Origin of the sequence: Mediterraneibacter sp. (genome assembly GCF_030825015.1) — a bacterium.
Lineage (GTDB): Bacteria > Bacillota > Clostridia > Lachnospirales > Lachnospiraceae > Mediterraneibacter.
The window spans coordinates 1-23,664 of sequence record NZ_JAPJQP010000016.1 but is presented as its reverse complement, the minus strand read 5'-3'; the positions used below and the strand labels follow the sequence as shown (position 1 = coordinate 23,664).

At 44.8% G+C, this 23,664-nt stretch carries 19 protein-coding genes; 18 read left to right on the top strand and 1 reads right to left on the bottom strand.

Features of this window, described 5'->3' with window-relative positions; translation table 11 throughout:
- The first annotated feature begins 132 nt into the window (after window positions 1–132).
- The 18 genes from RCH61_RS07585 to RCH61_RS07500 all read left to right on the top strand — a co-directional run bounded on the left by RCH61_RS07585 (window position 133) and on the right by RCH61_RS07500 (window position 22,812).
- Complete coding sequence (locus RCH61_RS07585; RefSeq protein ID WP_306480340.1) at window positions 133–1,599, top strand: anthranilate synthase component I family protein; 1,467 nt, start codon at window positions 133–135, stop codon at window positions 1,597–1,599.
- A complete protein-coding gene (locus RCH61_RS07580; protein ID WP_178007561.1) occupies window positions 1,596–2,183 on the top strand; it encodes an anthranilate synthase component II in 588 nt (195 codons plus the stop codon). The genes RCH61_RS07585 and RCH61_RS07580 overlap by 4 nt, the downstream gene beginning before the upstream one ends.
- The gene (gene trpD, locus RCH61_RS07575; RefSeq protein ID WP_178007559.1) at window positions 2,180–3,202 is read left to right on the top strand and encodes an anthranilate phosphoribosyltransferase; all 1,023 of its coding nucleotides are present in this window, start codon (window positions 2,180–2,182) and stop codon (window positions 3,200–3,202) included. The genes RCH61_RS07580 and trpD overlap by 4 nt, the downstream gene beginning before the upstream one ends.
- A gap of 81 nt (window positions 3,203–3,283) precedes the next feature.
- On the top strand, window positions 3,284–4,066 hold the full coding sequence (trpC, locus tag RCH61_RS07570) for an indole-3-glycerol phosphate synthase TrpC (RefSeq protein WP_178007557.1): 783 nt from the start codon (window positions 3,284–3,286) through the stop codon (window positions 4,064–4,066).
- On the top strand, window positions 4,063–4,680 hold the full coding sequence (locus tag RCH61_RS07565) for a phosphoribosylanthranilate isomerase (RefSeq protein WP_178007555.1): 618 nt from the start codon (window positions 4,063–4,065) through the stop codon (window positions 4,678–4,680). The genes trpC and RCH61_RS07565 overlap by 4 nt, the downstream gene beginning before the upstream one ends.
- Window positions 4,670–5,860, top strand: a complete 1,191-nt coding sequence (gene trpB / locus RCH61_RS07560) for a tryptophan synthase subunit beta (RefSeq protein WP_178007553.1) — start codon at window positions 4,670–4,672, stop codon at window positions 5,858–5,860. The genes RCH61_RS07565 and trpB overlap by 11 nt, the downstream gene beginning before the upstream one ends.
- The gene (trpA, locus tag RCH61_RS07555; RefSeq protein WP_178007552.1) at window positions 5,853–6,641 is read left to right on the top strand and encodes a tryptophan synthase subunit alpha; all 789 of its coding nucleotides are present in this window, start codon (window positions 5,853–5,855) and stop codon (window positions 6,639–6,641) included. Before trpB ends, trpA begins: the two co-directional genes overlap by 8 nt.
- Before the next feature lie 260 nt (window positions 6,642–6,901).
- Window positions 6,902–8,998, top strand: coding sequence for a glutamine synthetase III family protein (locus RCH61_RS07550; protein WP_178007550.1), 2,097 nt, complete (start codon window positions 6,902–6,904; stop codon window positions 8,996–8,998).
- A 185-nt stretch (window positions 8,999–9,183) separates the two neighbouring features.
- The gene (gene asnB, locus RCH61_RS07545) at window positions 9,184–10,764 is read left to right on the top strand and encodes an asparagine synthase B (RefSeq protein WP_178007548.1); all 1,581 of its coding nucleotides are present in this window, start codon (window positions 9,184–9,186) and stop codon (window positions 10,762–10,764) included.
- Between the two features lie 13 nt (window positions 10,765–10,777).
- Window positions 10,778–12,412 (top strand): CTP synthase, encoded by a 1,635-nt coding sequence (locus tag RCH61_RS07540; RefSeq protein ID WP_178007547.1) that lies wholly within the window; start codon window positions 10,778–10,780, stop codon window positions 12,410–12,412.
- A 17-nt stretch (window positions 12,413–12,429) separates the two neighbouring features.
- Window positions 12,430–13,860, top strand: coding sequence for an amidophosphoribosyltransferase (gene purF, locus RCH61_RS07535; RefSeq protein WP_178007545.1), 1,431 nt, complete (start codon window positions 12,430–12,432; stop codon window positions 13,858–13,860).
- A gap of 57 nt (window positions 13,861–13,917) precedes the next feature.
- Window positions 13,918–15,111: an LL-diaminopimelate aminotransferase gene (locus tag RCH61_RS07530; protein ID WP_178007543.1), complete on the top strand. Its 1,194-nt coding sequence runs from the start codon at window positions 13,918–13,920 to the stop codon at window positions 15,109–15,111.
- 138 nt (window positions 15,112–15,249) lie between these two features.
- Complete coding sequence (locus RCH61_RS07525) at window positions 15,250–16,992, top strand: S8 family peptidase (protein WP_178007541.1); 1,743 nt, start codon at window positions 15,250–15,252, stop codon at window positions 16,990–16,992.
- Window positions 16,993–17,059: 67 nt separating this feature from the next.
- Window positions 17,060–17,638 carry a type IV toxin-antitoxin system AbiEi family antitoxin domain-containing protein gene (locus RCH61_RS07520; RefSeq protein WP_178007538.1) on the top strand — a complete coding sequence of 193 codons (579 nt, stop codon included), beginning with the start codon at window positions 17,060–17,062 and terminating at the stop codon, window positions 17,636–17,638.
- A 34-nt stretch (window positions 17,639–17,672) separates the two neighbouring features.
- A complete protein-coding gene (locus tag RCH61_RS07515) occupies window positions 17,673–18,566 on the top strand; it encodes a KilA-N domain-containing protein (protein WP_306480333.1) in 894 nt (297 codons plus the stop codon).
- A 116-nt stretch (window positions 18,567–18,682) separates the two neighbouring features.
- Window positions 18,683–20,473, top strand: a complete 1,791-nt coding sequence (locus RCH61_RS07510; protein WP_306480332.1) for an ABC transporter ATP-binding protein — start codon at window positions 18,683–18,685, stop codon at window positions 20,471–20,473.
- Window positions 20,466–22,349 carry an ABC transporter ATP-binding protein gene (locus RCH61_RS07505; protein ID WP_306480331.1) on the top strand — a complete coding sequence of 628 codons (1,884 nt, stop codon included), beginning with the start codon at window positions 20,466–20,468 and terminating at the stop codon, window positions 22,347–22,349. Before RCH61_RS07510 ends, RCH61_RS07505 begins: the two co-directional genes overlap by 8 nt.
- Window positions 22,309–22,812 (top strand): NUDIX hydrolase, encoded by a 504-nt coding sequence (locus RCH61_RS07500; RefSeq protein WP_306480330.1) that lies wholly within the window; start codon window positions 22,309–22,311, stop codon window positions 22,810–22,812. The genes RCH61_RS07505 and RCH61_RS07500 overlap by 41 nt, the downstream gene beginning before the upstream one ends.
- Window positions 22,813–22,841: 29 nt before the next feature.
- Here RCH61_RS07500 and RCH61_RS07495 read toward each other — a convergent pair whose 3' ends face one another.
- Window positions 22,842–23,411, bottom strand: coding sequence for a DUF6512 family protein (locus RCH61_RS07495; RefSeq protein ID WP_306480329.1), 570 nt, complete (start codon window positions 23,409–23,411; stop codon window positions 22,842–22,844).
- Window positions 23,412–23,664 lie beyond the last annotated feature (253 nt).

Sequence of the window (23,664 nt, the reverse complement as noted above, 5' to 3'; positions counted from 1 at the left end):
TAAACCAAGGTGGCACCGCGGATAGTGTCATACAGATTTTTATTTGTATGTGATTCGTCCTTGACAGATTTTTTGAAATCTGTCAGGGACTTTTTTTGACCATTTTTTTGGCAGACAGGGAGGAGGACTATGATGAATATTTTACCGAAACTTGAAGAAGTGAAAGCGTTTGCAGAAGAAGGAAACTACAAGACTGTTCCTGTAAGCTGTGAGATTTTGTCGGATTTTACAACGCCTATTGAAACAATGCGGGTATTGAAAAATATTTCTTCGCATTGTTACATGTTGGAATCGGCGCAGCAGAATGAGCGGTGGGGAAGATACAGTTTTCTTGGATTTGATCCGAAGCTTTCTGTAAGTTGTGTAAACGGAGAATTAAAAGCCGGAAGCCTGAAGATACAGACAGATGATCCATCCGGGTATCTGCGGCAGATCCTGGCAGACTACCGAAGTCCGCGTTTCGATTATCTTCCGCCGTTTGCCGGAGGATTTGTAGGATATTTCTCCTATGATTATCTAGGTTATCGCGAGCCATCTGTCCGGTGCCCGGCAGAGGATACGGAATGTTTTAAAGATGTGGATCTGATGCTCTTTGATAAAGTGATCGCCTTCGATCATGTGAAGCAAAAGATCGTGCTTATTGTGACAATTTCTCTGGATGATCCGGAAACGGAGTACCGCCGGGCCGGGGTTGAATTAAAGCAGCTTGCAAGGCTGTTGAGGACAGGAAAAAAGAAAGAAGAACCTGCGGGGCATCTGACCGGGGAAGTGAAACAGCTTTTTGATAAAAAGAGATATTGTGAAATGGCAGAAAAGGCAAAAACATATATCCGCGAAGGAGAGATCTTTCAGATCGTACTGTCGAACAGGTTAAGCGCAGAGTTTGAGGGGAGTCTTCTGAATACTTACAGGGTGCTTCGGACAATGAATCCTTCTCCGTATATGTTCTATTTCTCGGGGACAGACGTAGAGGTGGCAGGAGCTTCGCCTGAAACACTTGTAAAATTAGAAAATGGAATTCTGCACACGTTTCCTCTTGCCGGAACAAGACCAAGAGGAAGAACGGAAGCGGAAGATCAGAGATTGGAGATGGAACTTCTTTCTGATGAAAAAGAGATTGCAGAACATAATATGCTTGTTGACCTTGGGCGAAATGATCTGGGAAAGATAAGTGAATTTGGATCCGTGCATGTAGAGAAGCTTCATTCGATTGAAAAATTTTCGCATGTGATGCATATCGGATCGACGGTGAGCGGAAAGATCAGGGAAGGCTTTGACGGATTTGACGCCATTGAAGCGGTGCTTCCGGCAGGAACACTTTCAGGAGCGCCTAAGATCCGCGCCTGTCAACTGATCGGGGAACTGGAGAGTAATAAGAAGGGAATTTACGGAGGAGCTATCGGATACATTGATTTTACAGGAAATATGGATACTTGCATTGCCATTCGGATCGCTTACAAGAAAAATGGAACTGTATTCGTGAGAAGCGGAGCCGGGATCGTGGCAGATTCAGTACCGGAAAGAGAGTATGAAGAATGTATCAATAAGGCGAAAGCGGTTGTGAAAGCTCTGAAAACAGCGGGGGAGGAAACGATATGATTTTGTTGATCGATAATTATGACAGTTTTTCTTATAATCTTTATCAGCTTATCGGAGAGTTTGACCCGAAGATCAAAGTGATCCGAAACGATGAGATGACGGTGGAAGAAATCAGGAAGTTACATCCGGATCAGATCCTTCTGTCACCGGGACCCGGAAGGCCGGAAGATGCAGGAATTCTTATCGATGTGGTAAAAGAGCTTGGAAAAGAGATCCCAGTCTTAGGCGTATGTCTTGGACATCAGGCGATCTGCGCGGCATTTGGGGCAGAGATAACATATGCAAAAAAGCGGATGCACGGGAAACAGTCGGAGATTGAACTGGATACAGACAGTCTGCTGTTTCGGAATTGTTCTGAAAAAACATTTGCGGCAAGATATCATTCTTTGGCTGCGAAGGAAGAAACGATACCGGAAGAATTGCAGGTGATCGCGAGAACGGCGGACGGGGAAGTGATGGCGGTGGCTCATCGAAAGTGTCACATTTATGGAGTACAGTTTCATCCTGAGTCGATCATGACGCCGGAAGGAAGACAGATGTTGTATAATTTCATTCATTTAAAAGACGGAGGTGCACGGCAATGATTAAAGAAGCAATCGTAAAAATAGTAAACAAAGAAGATCTTACTTATGAGGAAGCTTATCGTGTTATGAACGAGATTATGAGCGGCGAGACAACTTCCACACAGAACGCGGCGTTTTTAGCGGCGCTTTCCACAAAGAGCGCAAGGGCAGAAACGACAGATGAGATCGCAGGGTGTGCGGCAGCGATGAGGGCTCATGCGACGAAAGTGGAAACGGATATGGAGCTGTTTGAGATTGTCGGAACTGGCGGGGACAACGCCCACAGTTTTAATATCTCTACAACGGCGGCACTTGTAGCGGCGGCAGGAGGGCTGAAAGTTGCAAAACACGGAAACAGGGCGGCTTCTTCCAAATGCGGAACGGCGGACTGTCTGGAAGCGTTGGGAGTAAATATCGAGCAGAGTCCGCAAAAATGCAGGGAACTTTTGGAAGAGGCGGGAATGTGTTTCTTCTTTGCACAGAAATATCATACGTCTATGAAATATGTAGGGGCGATCCGTAAAGAGTTAGGATTTCGAACAGTATTTAATATTTTAGGACCGCTGACGAATCCGGGAACTCCATCTATGCAGCTTCTGGGTGTCTATGACGAGTATCTTGTAGAACCTTTGGCACAGGTTCTGATCCGGCTCGGGATCCGCCGGGGGATGGTTGTTTACGGGCAGGATAAGCTGGATGAGATCTCATTGAGCGCCCCGACTACCATTTGTGAGATTAAGGACGGATGGTTTAAGACAACAGTGATCACACCGGAACAGTTCGGATTCAAACGATGTAAAAAGGCGGATCTGGAAGGCGGTACTCCACAGGAAAACGCGGCGATTACGATGGCTGTTTTACAGGGAGAACAGGGACATAAAAGGAATGCGGTGCTTCTGAATGCCGGCGCATCTTTGTATATCGGAGGGAAAGCCGAGAGTATGGAGGACGGCATCTTGCTTGCAGCAGAACTGATTGATTCAGGAAAGGCACTGGAGGTTTTGCGGAAGTTGATCGAGGGAAGCAATCGGGGGAATTGACAGAAGGCAGGGAACAGAAGAGAGGAAGATCATCATTGGTCGCAGGAGAAGATTAAAGGAAATATCGTCAGGAGGAGAAGGATGAATCTGTTGAAACAAATATCACAAGATACGAAGAAGCGTGTGGAGCAGGCAAAAAGGGAAATCTCTTTCGAAGAAATGAAAACGCTGGCGCTTACCATGCCAAAAGGGGCGTTTGCATTTGAAAAGGCACTGCGAAAACCGGGCATCTCAATGATATGCGAGTGCAAAAAGGCGTCGCCGTCCAAAGGATTGATCGCAGAAGATTTCCCGTATATGGACATTGCAAAATGCTATGAAAACGCAGGGGCAGACGCGATTTCAGTACTGACAGAACCGAAATGGTTTCTCGGCAGAAACGAATATTTAAAAGAAATTGCAGAAAAGACGGCAGTTCCTTGTCTGCGAAAGGATTTTACGATTGATGAATATATGATCTACGAGGCGAAAGTGCTCGGAGCGTCGGCAGTTCTTTTGATCTGTTCGCTTCTGACTGAAGAAGAGATAGAGAAAGATTTGGAAATCTGTGAGCAACTGGGACTTTCGGCTTTGACGGAAGTTCATAATGAACAGGAAATTCAAATTGCACTGCGGGCAGGGTCAAGGCTGATCGGGGTGAACAATCGATGTTTGGAAGATTTTACAGTAGATCAGGATCGGAGCAGGCAGCTTCGAAATCTTGTTCCGAAAGACATTTTATTTGTGGCGGAAAGCGGAGTGAAGACAAGGAAAGATGTAGAAGCGATGGAAAAGATTGGCGCCGATGGGGTTCTGATCGGAGAGGCGCTGATGAGAGCTTCGGATAAAAAGGCGAAGCTTCGGGAACTGCGGGGGTGTATATGACGAAGATAAAATTATGCGGACTGACAAGGGAATGTGAGATAGAATGGGCAAATGCACTGAAACCGGATTACATCGGGTTTGTGTTTGCGAATGAGAGCCGACGCAAGGTGAGTTATGAAAAAGCAAAAAGATTGAAGGCTCTGCTTGATCCGTCGATTCAAGTTGTGGGAGTATTTGCAGGGGAGACGCCGGAAGTTATTGCAGAACTATCAGACAGAGGCGTGATCGATCGCATTCAGCTTCACGGAAATGAGACAGATGCCGAAGTAAGAAAGATAAAGGAACTGACGGACCTTCCGGTGATGCAGGCGTTTTGTATTACAGGAAAAGAAGCGGTTGAACGGGCAGAGGGGAGTAAGGCAGATCTTTTGCTGTTGGATGCCGGAGCCGGAAGTGGAAAAGTGTTCGACTGGAATTTGCTGAAAGGAATGAAAAGACCGTTCTTTCTGGCAGGAGGACTGACAGCGGAAAATGTGGCGAGAGCTGTTGAGAAGATCCGTCCGTACGGAGTAGACGCAAGTTCTTCTCTGGAGACGGATGGAAGGAAAGATCAGGAGAAAATGGCGGCATTTGTGGATGCAGTCAGAAGAAAGGAGACAGAGCATGACGAATAAGGCAGGGCGTTTCGGAATTTACGGAGGACAGTATATTCCGGAAACATTGATGAATGCGGTTACAGAATTAGAGGAAGCGTATAATTATTATAAAAATGATCGGGAATTTCAGGCGGAATTGCAAGAACTTTACAGAGAATATGCAAACAGACCTTCGAGATTGTATTTTGCGAAAAAAATGACGGAAACTCTCGGAGGGGCGAAAATCTATCTGAAGAGAGAAGATCTGAATCATACGGGCGCTCATAAGATCAACAACGTACTTGGGCAGGCGCTTTTGGCAAAGAAGATGGGAAAAACAAGGCTGATCGCAGAAACCGGCGCGGGACAGCATGGTGTTGCCACGGCTACGGCAGCGGCGCTGCTCGATATGGAATGTGTCGTGTTTATGGGTGAGGAAGATACGAAGCGTCAGGCGCTGAACGTATATCGGATGCGCCTTTTAGGGGCAGAAGTGATTCCGGTCGCAAGCGGAACAGCAACATTGAAAGATGCGGTGTCGGAAGCGATGCGGGAATGGACTTCCCGTATTGAGGATACTCATTATTGTCTCGGGTCAGTGATGGGACCACATCCGTTTCCTACGATCGTCCGTGATTTTCAGGCGGTGATTTCTCGGGAAATGAAAGAACAGATCATGGAAAAGGAAGGGAGACTGCCGGACGCGGTGATTGCGTGTATCGGAGGCGGTTCGAATGCTATCGGCAGTTTCTATCATTTTATCGAGGATCGCCAGGTACGGCTGATCGGATGTGAAGCGGCAGGCAGAGGAATTCATACGTTCGAGACGGCGGCTGCTGTCAATACAGGTAAAACGGGGATTTTTCACGGGATGAAATCATATTTCTGTCAGGATCAGTACGGGCAGATCGCGCCGGTCTATTCGATTTCCGCCGGACTGGATTATCCGGGAATCGGACCTGAACATGCATATCTGCACGATACAGGACGGGCGGAATATGTGCCGGTTACCGATGAGGAAGCGGTCGAAGCGTTTGAGTTTTTGGCAAGGACAGAGGGGATTATTCCGGCAATAGAGTCTGCTCATGCAGTGGCATATGCAAGGAAGATTGCCCCTGAGATGAGGCAGGATCAGATCATTGTCATTACGATTTCCGGCAGAGGAGACAAAGATTGTGCGGCGATCGCCAGATACAGAGGGGAGGATCTTTATGAGTAAGACAGGAGCAGAGCGTATTCAAGAGGCGTTTACAGCGGGAAAAGCATTTATCCCGTTTATTACTTGCGGTGATCCCGATTTAGAAACAACGGCACAGGTGGTGAAAAAGGCGGCGGAACAAGGGGCAGATCTCATAGAACTTGGGATTCCTTTTTCCGATCCTGTTGCAGAAGGATCGGTTATCCAAAAGGCGAATATAAGAGCTCTTGGCGGAGGCGCCACAACAGATAAGATATTCGATCTTGTGCGGGAACTTCGAAAAGAAGTGAACGTTCCATTTGTATTTATGACTTATGCGAATGTTGTGTTTTCTTACGGGGCAGATCTTTTTATGCGGACTTGTCGGGAGATTGGAGTTGACGGCATTATTCTGCCGGATCTGCCGTTTGAGGAGAAAGAAGAATTTGCGCCTGTATGCAGGGAATATGGCGTGGCATTAATCTCGATGATCGCACCGACGTCGGAACAAAGGATCGCTTTGATCGCAGAGGAAGCGGAAGGCTTTCTGTATATCGTTTCCAGTCTGGGCGTGACAGGAACGAGAAAGGAGATTACGACCGATGTTTCGTCGATGGTAAAGATTGTAAGAGAGCATACGAAGATTCCATGCGCTGTCGGATTCGGGATCTCTGCACCTGAACAGGCGAAAAAGATGTCGGATCTTTCAGATGGGGTAATCGTTGGCTCTGCAGTGATAAAATTTCTTGAGAAGTATGGAAAAAATGCGGCAGATCCGGTGGGGCAGTATGTAAAAGAGATGAAACAGGCGATCTTAGTGTGAGATCTTTTTGAGAAAAAATCTAGAAAAATTTGAGAAAAAATTCAGGGAAAAATCAAAAAAAGGGATTGACAAACACTTTTTCGGGGTGTATTATCCAACGAGTAAAGGCAAAGACGTCTTTGAGAGAATGGTCTCAGAGACGTCTTTTTCTTTTATAAAAAAAGATACAATTTGGGTTAAAAAGGCAAGGGCGTCTTTCATGTGCAGAAAAAGTACCGTGAAAGAGTTCCTTGCCTTTTCAAATTGGAAGGAGTGGCGTTATGAAAAATGTATCGGAATTTTTTGGATGTAAGGTTTTTGATGACAGAGTGATGAAGGCAAATTTATCGGCGAAAGTATACCAGTCATTGAGAAGAACGATTGACGAAGGTGCAAAGCTCGATATCAGTGTGGCAAACGCAGTTGCGGCGGCAATGAAAGATTGGGCAGTTGCAAACGGGGCGACACATTACACGCATTGGTTTCAGCCTCTTACCGGAGTAACGGCAGAAAAGCATGACAGTTTCATTTCTCCATCCCCGGACGGCGGAGTTATCATGGAGTTTTCGGGAAAAGAACTGATCAAAGGAGAACCGGATGCATCTTCGTTTCCGTCCGGCGGACTTCGGGCTACATTTGAGGCGAGAGGATATACTGCATGGGATCCGACATCATATGCATTTATTAAAGGAAAGACATTGTGTATCCCGACTGCGTTTTGTTCTTACTGCGGAGAAGCCCTTGACAAAAAGACCCCGCTGCTCCGTTCCATGGAGGCGCTGAATAAACAGGCGCTTCGTATCCTCCGTCTGTTCGGTCATGAAGATGTAAAATGTGTCCGCACATCGGTAGGACCGGAACAGGAATATTTCCTTATTACAAAAGAAATGTACGATCAAAGAAGAGATCTTAGATTTACAGGACGTACTTTGTTCGGTGCGAAACCTCCAAAAGGACAGGAGATGGACGATCATTATTTCGGAGTGATTAAATCACGAGTTGCCGCTTATATGGAAGAGTTAAACGAAGAACTCTGGAAACTTGGAATACTGGCAAAGACAGAACATAACGAAGTAGCTCCGGCACAGCATGAGCTGGCGCCGATCTATACAACGACGAACATTGCGACAGATCATAACCAACTGACGATGGAGATCATGCAGAAGGTTGCAGCGAGACATGGACTTGTATGTCTTCTGCATGAAAAACCTTTTGCAGGTGTAAACGGAAGCGGAAAGCACAATAACTGGTCGCTGGCGACAGATAAAGGAGTGAATTTGCTGTCACCCGGAGAGACACCTTATGAAAACGCACAGTTCTTAGTTTTCCTGTGCGCGGTGATCAAAGCTGTGGACGATTATCAGGATCTTCTCCGTCTTTCTGTTGCAACGGCGGGAAACGATCACCGTCTCGGGGCAAATGAAGCGCCTCCGGCAGTTGTGTCGATCTTCCTGGGGGATGAGCTGAATGCGGTGCTTGAAGCGATCGAGACAGATACACCGTATGAGGGAACAGAAAAAACGCAGATGAGACTTGGAGTAAACGTTCTTCCGAAGTTCAACCGTGATACGACAGACCGCAACCGTACTTCACCGTTTGCATTTACAGGAAATAAATTTGAATTCCGTATGCTTGGTTCTTCAAACAGTATCGCATGTGCAAACATTATGCTCAACAGCGCAGTGGCAGAGAGCCTGAAGATTTATGCAGACAGACTGGAGAAAGCGGAAAACTTCGAAGAGACTTTGCATGAAATGATCCGTAAGACGATTAAGGATCACAAACATATTATTTTCAATGGAAACGGATATGATGATACATGGATCAAAGAAGCGACGGAAAACAGAGGTCTTCTCAATTATCGGACAACGCCGGATTGTATGCCGCATCTGCTTGATGAGAAAAATGTCCGGATGCTGACATCTCATAAAGTATTTTCTGAGGCAGAGCTGAAATCAAGGTGTGAGATTATGTTGGATAATTACTGCAAGACTGTACTGATCGAAGCAAATACGATGATCGATATGGCGAAGACAGAGATAGCTCCTGCGGTAAGCGCATATGCTTTGGAACTGGCGAATACGGCTGCGGCGAAAAAGTCGGTTGATGCTTCTCTGCCATGCAGTTATGAGACAGGTTTATTGAAGAAATTGGCAAGACTGGAAGAACAGATCGCGGTGAAGGCAGAAGAACTGGACGAAGCAGTCATGAAGATACAGGACGTTCAGGCAATCGAAGAGCAATCTTATATGATCCGTGATATCGCTCTCAGTAAAATGAGTGAACTAAGAGTTGCCTGTGACGAGGCAGAAACTGTGACGGCAAAGAAATACTGGCCGTTCCCAACCTATGGAGATTTATTGTTTGGCGTAAAATAGCCAGGATGGATACAGAAAGAAGGAATGAGTATGACGTATCTCATGTATTGGGATGCGGCGTTCAGAAAGGAAAACCGGAATATTGCAGGTGATGCCTACAGCGAGCGCGGGTCAGTAAGAGCCGCGCAGCGCTGTTTGCAGAACCAATATTTCCGGATGACTTAGGTTTACGGAGGTAAATTTATATGTGTTCTATTATGGGTTATTGCAGCAGCAATGCTGCTTTTGATATTTTTATGGAAGGGTTTCAAAGAACGGTGTCAAGAGGTCCTGATGACAGCAGGGTAGTCGAAGTTCAAGATGGAATCCTTGGATTTCACAGGCTGGCGATCATGGGGCTTACTCCTTCCGGAATGCAGCCGTTTCAGTTGGGAAACAGTTATGTGGTCTGCAATGGGGAGATTTACGGGTTTGAGAAATTAAAAGAAAGTCTTTCAGAAAAGTATTCTTTTGAAAGTGAGTCAGATTGCGAGATTCTTTTGCCGATGTATCGGGAATACGGAACAGAGATGTTCGCAATGCTGGATGCAGAATTTGCCTGTATTCTGTATGATGCTGATACAAGAGAATTTATTGCGGCGAGAGATCCCATCGGCATCCGTCCGCTCTATTACGGGTATGATAAAGACGGAGCTGTTATTTTTGCCAGTGAAGCGAAAAACCTGGTAGGTCTTACGGATAAGATCATGCCGTTTCCGCCCGGACATTATTATAAAAACGGTCAGTTTATCTGTTATTGCGACATTGCAAAGGCAGAGGAGGTATGCCACGATGATCTGGAAACTGTCTGCAGGAAGATCCATGACAAATTAGTTTCCGGTGTGGAAAAACGTCTTGTAGCCGATGCAAAGGTCGGTTTTTTGCTTTCAGGAGGATTGGACTCGTCTCTTGTGTGCTCCATTGCGGCAAAGAAAAGCAGCAGGCCGATCCAGACGTTTGCCATCGGGATGAGTGAAGATGCCATTGATTTGAAGTATGCAAGACAAGTTGCAGATTATATCGGAAGCGCCCATACGGAGATCTATATGACGCCGGAGCAGGTGATCTCGGACTTGGAAACAGTGATCCGTATATTGGGAACTTATGATATTACGACGATCCGCGCATCGATCGGGATGTATATGGTATGTAAAGCGATTCATGAGCAGACGCCGATCCGTGTCCTTTTGACAGGGGAGATCTCGGATGAATTATTCGGATATAAGTATACCGATTTTGCGCCGGATGCAGATGCTTTTCAGAAGGAATCCGAAAAGCGGATCAAGGAGCTTCATATGTATGACGTTTTGCGGGCAGACCGTTGTATTTCCGTCAATTCGCTGGAAGCCAGAGTCCCGTTTGGGGATTTGGATTTTGTGAAATATGTAATGTCGGTAGACCCGAAATTGAAAATGAATACTTACGGGAAGGGGAAATATCTTCTTCGCCATGCCTTTGAGGAAGACGGTTATCTTCCGGAGGAAATCCTTTGGAGAGAGAAGGCGGCATTCTCAGATGCGGTGGGACATTCAATGGTAGATTATTTGAAAGAATATGCGCGGGATAAGTACACAGATGAGGAATATGAACAGTTACGTCGAAAATATACTTACGCCACACCGTTTACAAAAGAGTCCTTATTATATCGAGAAATTTTTGAAAAGTATTATCCTGGTCAGGCAGAGATGATCGTTGATTTTTGGATGCCGAATAAGGAATGGGTGGGATGCGATGTGAACGATCCTTCGGCAAGGGTGCTCTCAAATTATGGGGATAGTGGAAAGTAAGGAAGGAAATATTATGACGAAGTATATATTTGTGACCGGAGGCGTTGTGTCCGGTTTGGGAAAAGGAATAACGGCAGCGTCGCTGGGGCGGCTGTTAAAAGCGAGAGGACTGAAAGTGGCGGCTCAGAAACTGGATCCATATATTAACGTAGATCCCGGCACAATGAGTCCTTATCAGCATGGAGAAGTGTATGTGACTGAGGACGGTGCAGAGACAGATTTGGACTTAGGTCATTATGAGCGGTTTATTGATGAGGATCTGAATAAATATTCGAATCTGACAACCGGAAAGGTCTACTGGAACGTGCTGAATAAAGAACGAAGAGGGGAATATCTCGGGTCTACGGTACAGGTGATCCCGCATATTACAAATGAGATCAAAGAGTTTGTATACCGGGTAGGGAAAAAGACAGACGCGGATGTGGTGATCACGGAGATCGGCGGTACGATCGGAGATATTGAATCTCAGCCTTTTCTGGAGGCGGTACGGCAGATTTCACTGGAAACAGGCAAAGAGAACAGCTTGTTCATTCATGTCACATTAGTTCCGTATTTGAGCGGATCAGAGGAACATAAATCAAAACCAACGCAGCATTCGGTAAAAGAACTTCGGGGAATGGGAATCAATCCTGATATTATCGTTCTTCGATCTGATCAGCCGCTGGAAGAATCTATTTTTCAGAAAATCTCTTTGTTTTGTAATGTGAAGCCGGATTGTGTGATCGAGAACAGGACGCTGCCGAATCTCTACGAAGCGCCTCTGATGTTGGAAAAATCGAATTTCTCATCTGTCGTATGCAGAAATCTTCATATAGATGCTCCGAAACCAGATCTTACGGAATGGGAACAGATGGTAGAACGGATTCATAATCGTTCAGAAGAAGTACATATCGGATTAGTCGGAAAATATATAAAGCTTCATGACGCATATCTGTCAGTGGCAGAAGCAATGAACCATGCGGGCTATGAGCGGAACACGTTTGTAAAGATCCATTGGATCGATTCGGAAAATATTACGAAGGAAAATGTCGATGAACTTCTGCAGGGGCTTCATGGCATTATTATTCCGGGCGGTTTTGGAAATCGTGGGATTGAAGGGATGATTTTAGCGGCAAAATATGCCCGCGAAAATAGAATCCCTTATTTTGGTATTTGCCTCGGTATGCAGATTGCGGTGATTGAATTTGCGAGAAATGCAGCAGGGATTCAGGATGCTCATTCAGGAGAATTTGACGAACAGTGCGCCCATAAGGTGATTGATTTCATGCCGGGTCAAAGTGAAGAGATCAATAAGGGCGGAACATTGCGGCTTGGAAGTTATCCTTGCAGCATTAAAGCAGGGACGATGCTGGAAAAATGTTACGGCGTAAGCGAGATTCGGGAACGTCATCGCCATCGGTATGAACTGAATAATAAGTATCGGGAAGAACTGACGATGGCGGGGCTTGTGATCAGCGGCACATCGCCGGATAACAGGCTGGCAGAGACGGTGGAACTTTCGGATCATCCGTTTTTTGTCGGCGTACAGTTTCATCCGGAATTCAAAAGCCGCCCGAATCAGGCGCATCCGTTGTTTAAAGGATTTATTACTGCGGCATTAAATCAGGCAAAATCCATTCCGGCCGATGATGCGGATTCGGCGAGATAACAGGAGGACATAAAAAGATGGCTGTTCATGAAGAATGCGGTGTGTTCGGTGTGATGGGAACAAAGAAACAAAGTGTGGCAGAATTGGTTTATTATGGACTTTATGCACTTCAGCACAGAGGGCAGGAAAGCTGTGGGATCGTTGTAAATGATGACGGGGATTTTTTCGCTTATAAAGATCTGGGACTTGTCAGCGAAGTGTTTTCAAAAGATACGCCAGGACATTTTCCACAGGGAAATATAGCGGTCGGACATGTACGATACGGAACGACCGGAGGGAATACGAGGAAGAATTGCCAGCCGATCGAAGTTAATCATCAAAAGGGCAAAATGGCGCTGGCGCACAACGGCAATTTGACGAATGCGTTAAAACTGCGCGACAGGCTGGAACTGTCGGGAGCAATCTTTCATACGACAAGTGATACAGAAACGATTGCTTATGTGATCACGAGGGAGAGACTTATGACACCGAGTATCGAAGAGGCGGTAAGCAATACAATGAATTTGCTGGAAGGTGCATATTCCCTTATCTTAATGTCTTCGACAAAGATGATCGCCGCGCGGGATCCCTATGGGTTCAGACCTCTTTGTTATGGTCGGATGCCGGATGGAACTTATGTGGCGGCATCGGAAAGCTGTGCGCTGGCGGCGGTCGGAGCAGAGTTTATTCGGGACGTACTGCCGGGAGAGATTTTGGTATTTACGGAAAATGGTGTGGAATCCAGGAAGGAACATTGTGGGAAACAGAAGAAAACAACATGCATTTTTGAGTATATTTATTTTGCCAGACCTGATTCGACTATTGACGGAGTATCTGTGCATGAGGCGCGCAGGAAAGCAGGAGAATTACTGGCAAAAACAGATCCGGTGGACGCGGATATCGTGATTGGTGTTCCTGACAGCGGTTTGGACGCCGCTTTGGGATATGCACGAAAATCAGGCATCCCTTATGGGATTGGTCTGATCAAAAACAAATATATCGGAAGAACCTTTATCTTCCCGGGCAAGAAAGAAAGGATGGATCAGGTTCGGATTAAGTTAAGTCCGGTGAGAAGCGTGATAGAAGGAAAGAAAGTCGTGCTGATCGATGATTCTATCGTAAGAGGCACGACAAGCAAGCGGATCGTGAAACTTCTGCGCGACGCAGGGGCAAAAGAGATCCATATGAGGATTTCATCGCCGCCGTTTCTTCATCCGTGTTATTACGGAACAGATATTGATTCAGAGGAAAATCTAATCGCCAGTCATCACAGCACGGAAGAGATCGCTAAGATGATAGAGGCGGATACACTGGCGTATCTTAAAGTGGAAAAACTGGGAGAGCTGATCGGGAGTCAAGCGTATTGCGCTGCCTGTTTTCATGGAAGATATCCGACGCAGATACCGGAAGATACCCGTAAAGATCGGTTTGAAGGGAAACTTTTAAAAGGCGTTTCAAAAGGGATATAAAGGGATGTAAAAAGAAAAATGACATTAAAAGATCAGGTGGAAGGGAGAAAAAAGAAAATGATTAAACCGAATATGCATTATGGAGAGTTAAAGGATTCTTATCTCTTTTATAATATAGCACAGAAAACAAAGGCTTATGAACAGGAACATCCCGGAACAAAACTTTTGCGGATGGGGATAGGAGACGTTTCGCTTCCGCTGTGTGACGCTGTGATTAATGCGCTTCATGAAGCGGTGGAAGATCAGGCGTCAAAAGAAAGTTTTCACGGATATATGCCGGAGTGCGGAGCGCCCTTTTTAAGAGAAACGGTTGCAGATTATTATAAGAAGAGAGGGGTATCGCTGTCGGCAGAAGAAGTTTTCGTCTCAAGTGGAGCAAGCGATGAGCTGGGCGATCTTTTGGATCTGTTTGACCGTTCGGATTCCGCTCTTGTAATTGAGCCATCTTATCCAGCTTATGTAGATGCGAATATAATGGCAGGCAGGAAGATCATTCATTTGACATCTTCAGAAAAGAATGGATTTCTGCCGGTACCGGACAGTGAAACAAGGGCAGATCTGATCTATCTGTGTTCGCCGAACAATCCGACAGGAGCTGTCTTTTCAAAGGAACAACTTCAGGCGTGGGTGGATTTTGCAAATGAGAATGGTTCTGTGATCCTTTTTGATGCGGCATATGAGGCATTTATAGAAGAAGAAACGTTTCCTCACAGTATTTTTGAATTGCGGGGAGCACAGACATGTGCGATCGAAATCTGTTCTTTATCAAAGACGGCAGGGTTTACCGGAACAAGACTTGGTTATACGATTATTCCGAAAGCCTTGAATCGGAGCGGAATGAATCTGAATGAAATGTGGGTGCGGAATCGAACGACGAAAACAAACGGCGTTTCCTATATTATCCAAAAAGGCGGAGCGGCAGTTTTTACAGAGGAAGGACAGAAACAGATTCACGAGAATATTCAGGTGTACAAGCAAAATGCAAAAGTGTTGATGGAGACGCTGGATCAGCTCGGAATTTGGTACTGCGGAGGAAAAAATGCGCCGTATATTTGGATGAAGTGTCCGAACGGAATGGGAAGCTGGGAGTTTTTTGACTATCTTCTCAGAGAGATTCAGGTAATAGGAACACCGGGCGAAGGGTTCGGAGCCTGTGGGGAAGGGTACTTCAGGTTTTCTACATTCGGATCTGCGGAAGATACAAAAGAAGCGGCAAAACGGCTGTTTAAACTGCTCGGGGGAACATGCTGATGAGAGGATTTAGGATAGGTTTATAAATTTCTTATAAGAATCCGGTAGATGTTGTTCCTGTAGCGACATATACATATAATGAAAAAAGTATGTGCAGGAAAGACTGTGCAGGAAAAACGCAGTTGTTCAGGGGGATGAATGAGTCAAAAACTGGAGAATCTATTAAATCTGGCATTGGATGCGAACGAAGGAGAACGCCGAAGGTCAGAAGAACTGGATGTTGGATATGACAGAGAAGAAAATGTGTGGGAACTGATCGTGAAATATTCGGGATCGATTGAAGGGATCAGACAAACAGCGCGTTCAGTTACAGAACTTCTAAACGGATATGCGATTGTCTTGATAGAAGAGGAACGGATTGAACAGATGGCGCAGCTTCCTGAAGTGGAGTTTGTAGAAAAACCGAAAAGTTTGTATTTTCAGGCGGATGTAGGGCGGGCAGTGTCGTGCATCAATGTTGTGCAAGAGACACCGCTGTCTTTACGAGGGGAAGGAACGCTGATCGGGATTGTTGACAGCGGGATTGATTATGAGAATTTTGATTTCAGAAATGAAGATGGAACAACGCGGATTGTGTCTCTGTGGGATCAGGCTGCCGAAGGAACGCCGCCGCTGGGATATTCGGCAGGGGCAGAGTATACGCGGGAGCAGATTAATGCCGCGCTGGCAGAAGAAGACCGAGAAACGCGCAGACAGATGGTGAAAACAGCGGATATCAGCGGTCACGGAACTGCGGTGGCAGGAATCGCCGCAGGAAATGGTTCTGGCAGCGAAGGCCGCAGATTCCGCGGAGCTGCTCCGGAGGCAGAATTGATTGTTGTGAAAATGGGAGCGCCGAGAGAAGGCGGATTTCCAAGGACAACAGAATTGATGCGAGGAGTGGATTATGTTATTCGTAAAGCAATGGAACTTCGTCGTCCTGTTGCGATTAATATCAGCTTTGGAAACACATATGGCTCTCATGACGGAACTTCTCTTGTAGAACGGTTTTTAAATGATATTGCAGATATGTGGAAAAATGTTATCTGCATCGGGAGCGGGAACGAGGGGACGACGGCAGGACATGCGGCGGGAGTCGTGCGCTCCCAGATGCCGGAGACAGTAGAGTTTGCCGTTCAGCAAAGAGAACCGACATTAAGTGTTCAAATATGGAAATCGTATGTTGATGAGATTGGAGTTACGGTGATTAGCCCGTCGGGAAAACAGACAGGAGTGTTTGATGAATTTTTAGGGGCGCAGCGGTATGTGCTCGGAGATACAGAACTTTTGGTTTATTATGGAGAGCCGAAACCTTATAGTGTAAAACAGGAAATCTATCTCTCTTTGCTTCCGAGAAATCAATATGTGGAAAGCGGAGTATGGAAGATCGTCCTGACCCCGGGACGCATTGTGGGAGGGGAATATCAGATGTGGCTTCCGGCGCAGTCAGCGTTGAATGTCGGTACAGCATTTCTGAAACCGAATAGTATGTCGACATTGACGATCCCTTCTACGGCATCCCTTGCAGTGACCGTGGCTGCTTATGATGCCAGAACGTTTTCTTATGCTGATTTTTCAGGGCGGGGACCGGCAGGGGCATATGAAGGGGAAAATGTGCTGAAACCTGATATAGCTGCACCCGGTGTACGTGTGATGGCTCCCGTCCCGGGCGGGGGATATCAGGCGTTCAGCGGAACATCTTTTGCAGTTCCATTTGTAACAGGAAGCGCGGCGCTTTTGATGGAATGGGGGATTGTCAGAGGAAACGATCCGTATCTCTATGGGGAAAAGGTGAAGGCGTATCTGAGGCGGGGAGCGAGACAGCTTGCGGGATATGAGCGGTGGCCGAACGCTCTGCTTGGATATGGTGCGCTGTGTGTGAGGGATAGTCTGCCATTTTAAAAATAATATTGACATGTGTAAGAAAAAATGCAATATTATGTGTAATAAGAAATGCATTGGGGAAAATATGAGAGAGAATACATATATAAAAATCGAAACATTATATAGAAAATACAGAGGTTATGTAGAAACAAGAGATCTTTTGGCAGAAGGATTTTCCAATCGCCAGATTTCCACTTTAGTGAATGAAGGTTATTTACAAAAGGTGTGCTATGGACATTATTGGCTTTCAGGTAAACAATGTAAGAAGCCATTCGATTATAAATGTATCGAAGTGAGTCTAAGCAATCCTGATGCAGTTATTTGTATGAATAGTGCACTTTACTATCAGGGAGTATTGTCTGCTGAACCAAATTACTTATCTGTAGCCACAGAAAGAACAGATCGAAGTATGATGAAAATGGAGTTTAAGATACAAAGGCATTATTTTTCAAATAGAAATTTTAATATTGGAATAAGAAAACAAGAAACGGAGTTTGGAACATATAATATTTATGATATTGAACGTTCAGTTTGTGACTTGTATCGCTTAGAAGGGGAAACAGAAATAGAAGTAGAGATCGTAAAGAACATAAAGGAAAATAAATATTTGTATAATCGTTTTTTGAAATATGCAGAAGTACTGCAGATAAAACGGGGATTGTAAGAGAGGATATGCTTATGAGAAGAGGGGATAATGCATGAAAAACAGAATTATAGATGTTCAAAATGTAAAAATTACTATTTCAAAAGAAGAATTAGATGATTATATCTGCATTACAGATATTGCAAAGGCAAAGTCAAATTCTGCCAGAGCGGCAGATGTAGTGCGAAATTGGTTGAGAAATCGTGGAACATTAGAATATCTGTCTGTATGGGAACAAATATATAATCCGGATTTTAAAGTGTTCGAATCTGAACACTTTAAAAAGCAAGCGGGATTATTGACATTTACTCCCAGTGTTTCTGAATGGATTAATAAAACAAACGCTATAGGATTACATGTAAAACGTGGAAAGTATGGAGGAACTTTCGCCCATAAAGATCTTGCTTTTGAGTTTGCATCTGCAATTAGTCCGGTGTTTAAATTATATCTGATAAAAGAATTCCAACGCTTGAAGGAAGAAGAAAACAACTCGAGACAGATAGAATGGAATGCGAAACGTTTTCTCAGCAAAAGTAATTATTTGATTCAGACAGATGCAGTGAAGAATTATTTGCTTCCACAGATAAATTATATGGAAAATCTACAGTGGTTGGCATATGCAGAAGAAGCAGACATATTAAACGTGGCACTATTTGGATTTACAGCGAAAGCATGGAGAGAAGCCAATCCAGAATTGGCAAAAAAGAGTAATGTCAGAGATTTTGCCACCATTAACGAATTGACAGTACTTTCTAACCTGGAATCTCATAATGCACAGATGATTAAAGAGGGAAAAGGGAAGGAAGAGCGATTTAAGAGTTTACAGGAAATTGCTGAATATCAACTGAATGTTCTGAACACAGCAGAGCAGATAAAAAGGATAGAAATCTGTGACAATGACGTAACATCCTCGGGGGCGTTGTGTCTTCGCGACAGTCTTCCGATATGATGTATCGGTTTGGTTGAATAAATGAGAAGAATGCAGTAAGATATCAGTGTAGATTGATAGACTTACGAAAAATGTGCAGAATAATCAGTGAAAGAAACTGACCGGGAGAAAATGACATGAAATCACTTCTTATTTATTTGAAAAATTATAGGAAAGAGACGATTCTGGCACCTTTGTTTAAGATGCTGGAAGCGTCTTTTGAACTATTCGTACCGCTTGTTATGGCATCGGTTATTGACATTGGAATTGCACACAAAGACAGGGTATATATTGTGAAAATGTGTCTGGTTTTAGTTGCGCTTGGAATCATCGGGCTTATTTGTTCTCTGACCGCACAGTACTTTTCTGCAAAAGCCGCGGCGGGGTTCGGAACAGGGGTGCGTCATGCGTTGTTTGCACATATTCAGCATTTGGGTTTTTCGGAGATGGATGAGATCGGGAGTTCAACGCTTGTGACGCGCATGACAAGTGATGTCAATCAGACGCAGGCAGGAGTGAATCTTGTTCTCCGTCTTTTTTTGCGTTCCCCGTTTATTGTGATCGGAGCAATGGTCATGTCGTTTATGGTGGATGTCAAAGCGGCGTTTGTTTTCGTTGTAGTTATTCCGCTTTTGTCGGTTGTTGTATTTGGCATTATGATGATCACAATGCCTCTTTATAAAAAGGTGCAGTCCTATTTGGACGGAATCCTTTTAAAAACGCGGGAAAATCTTATTGGAGTGAGGGTGATCCGTGCATTTAATAAGGAAGAACAGGAAAAGGATGCTTTTGAAGAAAATAACCGCCTGCTCACAAAGGAGCAGAAATTCGTCGGAAGAATTTCCGGGCTTATGAATCCGTTGACGTATATCATTGTAAACGGAGGCATCATAGCGCTTATTTATATTGGGGCGATCCGAGTAAATATAGGAAGTTTGACTCAGGGAGAGGTAGTGGCGCTTGTCAATTATATGTCTCAGATCCTTGTAGAACTTGTAAAGCTGGCGAATCTGATCATTACGGTGACGAAGGCGGCTGCCTGTGGGAAGCGGATCGAAGCGGTTTTGTCAGTAAAACCGGAGATGAAATCAGGAAACATTTTGTGTGCCGAACATTTTCCGAAAGAGAAGGAACTTTATTCCTATTCAAAGAAAGCGGCGCTTTCAAATGAACAAACAATTCCGGCAGTAGAATTTTCGCATGTATCGCTGACATATAACAATGCGGGAGCAGCTTCTTTGAAGGATATATCGTTTCGGGCGATGCCTGGAGAGACGATCGGCATTATCGGAGGAACGGGTTCCGGGAAATCCTCGATCGTAAACATGATTCCGAGATTTTATGATGCGTCGGAAGGAGAAGTGAAAGTTTTCGGGCATAATGTAAAAGAATATGAGATTGAAAGTCTGCGGAGTCATATCGGCACAGTCCTTCAAAAAGCGGTTCTGTTTAAAGGAACGATTGAGGATAATCTTCGGTGGGGAGATGAAGGTGCATCGGAAGAAACATTGGAAGAAGCGCTTGAAATCTCGCAGGCGAAAGAGTTTGTTGACTCAAAACCCGGAAGACTTGATTTTATGATAGAGCAAAACGGAAGAAATCTGTCAGGCGGACAGAAACAGCGTTTGACGATTGCAAGAGCGCTTGTGAGAAAACCGGATATTCTGATATTGGACGACAGCGCGTCGGCGCTCGATTTTGCAACTGATGCAGCGCTTCGCGATGCAATTAAAAATATGAAAGAAAACCCGACCGTATTTCTTGTTTCTCAAAGGGCGGCATCGGTTCGATATGCAGATCAGATTATTGTGCTGGAAGATGGGGAAACGGCAGCAGTCGGAACGCATGAAGAATTGATGGAGAGCTGTCCGGCATATCAGGAGATCTATTATTCTCAGTTCCCGGAGGAGGCGGTTTTACATGCTTAAAAGAAAAAAAGAAAACAATCAGAAAACAAACCGCAGTGAAATATTGAAAAAAGTATTCAGGCATCTCGGTAAATACAGGATCTTCGTTGTTTTTTCAATTTTATTGGCAGGGATCAGTGTCGCGCTGACACTGTATATTCCGAAACTGATCGGCTACGCAGTGGATGAGATTGTCGGGGAAGGAGCGGTAAACTTCTCCGGGGTGTTTCGGATTATGATTCAGATCGGAATATGTACGGCGCTTACCTCTTTGGCACAATGGCTGATGAATGTGTGCAATAACAAAATGACGTATCAGGTGATTCAGGACGTAAGGAACGAAGCATTTCGAAAGATTCAGATCCTTCCGCTGAAATACATTGACAGTCACCCTTACGGAGAGGTAGTAAGCCGTGTGATCGCAGATGTGGATCAGTTTGCAGACGGACTGTTGATGGGATTTACCCAACTGTTTACAGGGATGGCGACGATTATCGGCACGTTATGTTTTATGTTGTCCATAAATGTGAAGATTACGTTCGTTGTCGTCCTGATTACTCCTGTTTCCTTTTTTGTTGCAAATTTTATCGCACGTAAGACCTTTGCCATGTTCAGGCTTCAGTCTGAGATCAGGGGAGAACAGACCGGACTGATCGACGAAATGATCGGCAATCAAAAGGTCGTACAGGCATTCGGGCAAGGGGAAAAAGTGACAGAACGGTTTGATGAAATCAATGAAAAATTAGGAAACGCATATTTGAGGGCAACTTTTTTTTCATCGGTTACGAATCCGGCGACCCGCTTCGTAAACAGTCTGGTGTACACAGGAGTCGGCATCGCAGGCGCGTTTGCCGTTGTAAACGGAACGTTGACAGTAGGACAACTGACCGGATTTTTGAGTTATGCAAATCAATATACAAAACCTTTCAATGAAATATCAGGTGTTGTGACAGAGTTTCAAAATGCAGTTGTATGCGCCGGACGCATTTTCGACTTGATCGAAGAAATCCCACAGCCGGAGGAACCGGAAGAGGCGGCTGTTTTGACAGATGTCAGCGGACATGTCTTAGCAGAGCATGTTAATTTCTCTTATACGCCGGGACAGAAACTGATTACAGATTTTAATTTGAAAGTTGAGCCCGGACAACGCATTGCCGTTGTCGGACCGACTGGATGTGGAAAAACAACCTTGATCAATCTGCTGATGCGGTTTTATGATACAGACAGCGGATGCATTTGCGTGGAGGGCAAAGATGTCAGAAATATTACAAGAAACAGTCTGCGCAGCGCATACGGAATGGTGCTTCAGGAAACATGGCTGAAAACAGGAACGATCCGGGAGAATATTCTTCTCGGAAGACCGGATGCATCTGAAGAGGAAATGATAGAAGCTGCGAAAGCCTCCTATATTCATAATGTGATCCAAAGACTGCCGGACGGATATGACACATGGGTGACGGAGGAGGGAGGCGGTTTGTCTCAGGGACAGAAACAGCTTCTGTGTATCGCTCGTGTTATGCTGTGCAGACCGCCTATGCTGATCCTTGACGAGGCGACGTCTTCGATTGATACAAGGACGGAAGTGAAGATACAGGCAGCGTTTGCGAAACTGATGGAAGGCAGGACAACATTTATTGTGGCGCACAGACTGTCAACGATCCGAGAGGCAGATGTGATCCTTGTGATGAAAGACGGTGAGATTATCGAACAGGGAAATCATGAAAGTCTGATGGCTGCGGATGGATTTTACAGACATCTGTACGAATCGCAGTTTGGAGGCAGGATAGCGGAAGATCTGAAAGCGCCGGGATCTGCAATGAAAAAAGCGAACAGGCAAAAAGATGAGGAGCATGATTATGACAAAATTAAGTACATTGTGTTATATAGAAAAAGATGAAAAATACTTGATGCTTCACCGTACAGTGAAGGAAAATGACGTAAATAAAGATAAGTGGATCGGTGTCGGCGGACATTTTGAATATGCGGAAAGTCCGGAAGAATGTCTCCTTAGAGAGGTGAAAGAAGAAACAGGATACACGCTGACTTCGTGGGCTTACAGGGGAATCGTGACATTTGTTTATGGGGAGGATATTGTAGAATACATGTCTCTTTATACGGCGGATGGATTTGAAGGAGAACCGATCGCCTGTGATGAAGGAGAACTGGAATGGGTACAAAAGTCTAAGACCGATACACTGGAACTGTGGGAAGGGGACAAGATCTTTTTTGATCTGTTAGAGGAAGACTGCGATTTCTTTTCTCTGAAGCTTGTGTACGATACAGAAGACGTTTTGAAAAGCGCTATTCTCGACGGAAAGCAGCTTCCTCTTTCAGCGGATGGAAAATGGCCGGGAAGATAGAGCGGATGTAAGGAAAAGGGATATAAAAATCAGGGATTTTGAAACAGAGCGAGATCAGGGTGGGTGAAGGTAAATACAAAGAAAAGGATCGCGTACAGCAAGGTCAATCCGTATATAAAAGTGCGAAATCGTTCTGCTTTTTGCAAGGGCGGTCGCTTACAATCCTGGAATGTGCCTCTTGGCACTTCCGGTGATTGCGAATGGTACAAATTGGAAGCCATGACAAACGTGATGCCGGTACAAATGTAAAAGATGGCAATATCAATCCAAACAACCGTAAAGCCGAGTGTTCCCGAATAAGTATAGAACAAAATAGGAATGAACGTTGTTCCGGTCAGAATGCCGGACAAGATCGGCAAAACGATGTTCGGACTTTCTTTTTCCCATATATATTTGAGAAGGAGACAGTAGAGCAGAGCCGGGAAAAACAGAAGTTTCATATGCTCCCACGCAGATTCGCTTACAGGACAGAAAAGTCCGATGAGCGTTGCATTGCCGGACCATTCATAGAAAAAATGCGACAGTGTACCAAGGACAGCTGTGAACAGAAATCCGGTGATAAAGATGTGTTTGCCGGAAAGTTTATGGGAAGTAAGCATAACAAGTCTCCTTTCATAAGCGGGAAAGTATTTTATATAGTATATGCAGATGCTAGAAAATCATTGCAGAACCGATATAAAAGATTCTTTTAAGAGTGAAACGAAAATGAAGAAATCAAAAAAGCAATGAAAATGCAGGTTTTATAAGGTCTGCAAGGTGATTTTTATTTATTCAACTGTCAAACTTTCGGGAAACAATATTGACCTTGAGTTTCCGTAAATTGTAATTCTGGAATAGTCAAATCTTCCCAAA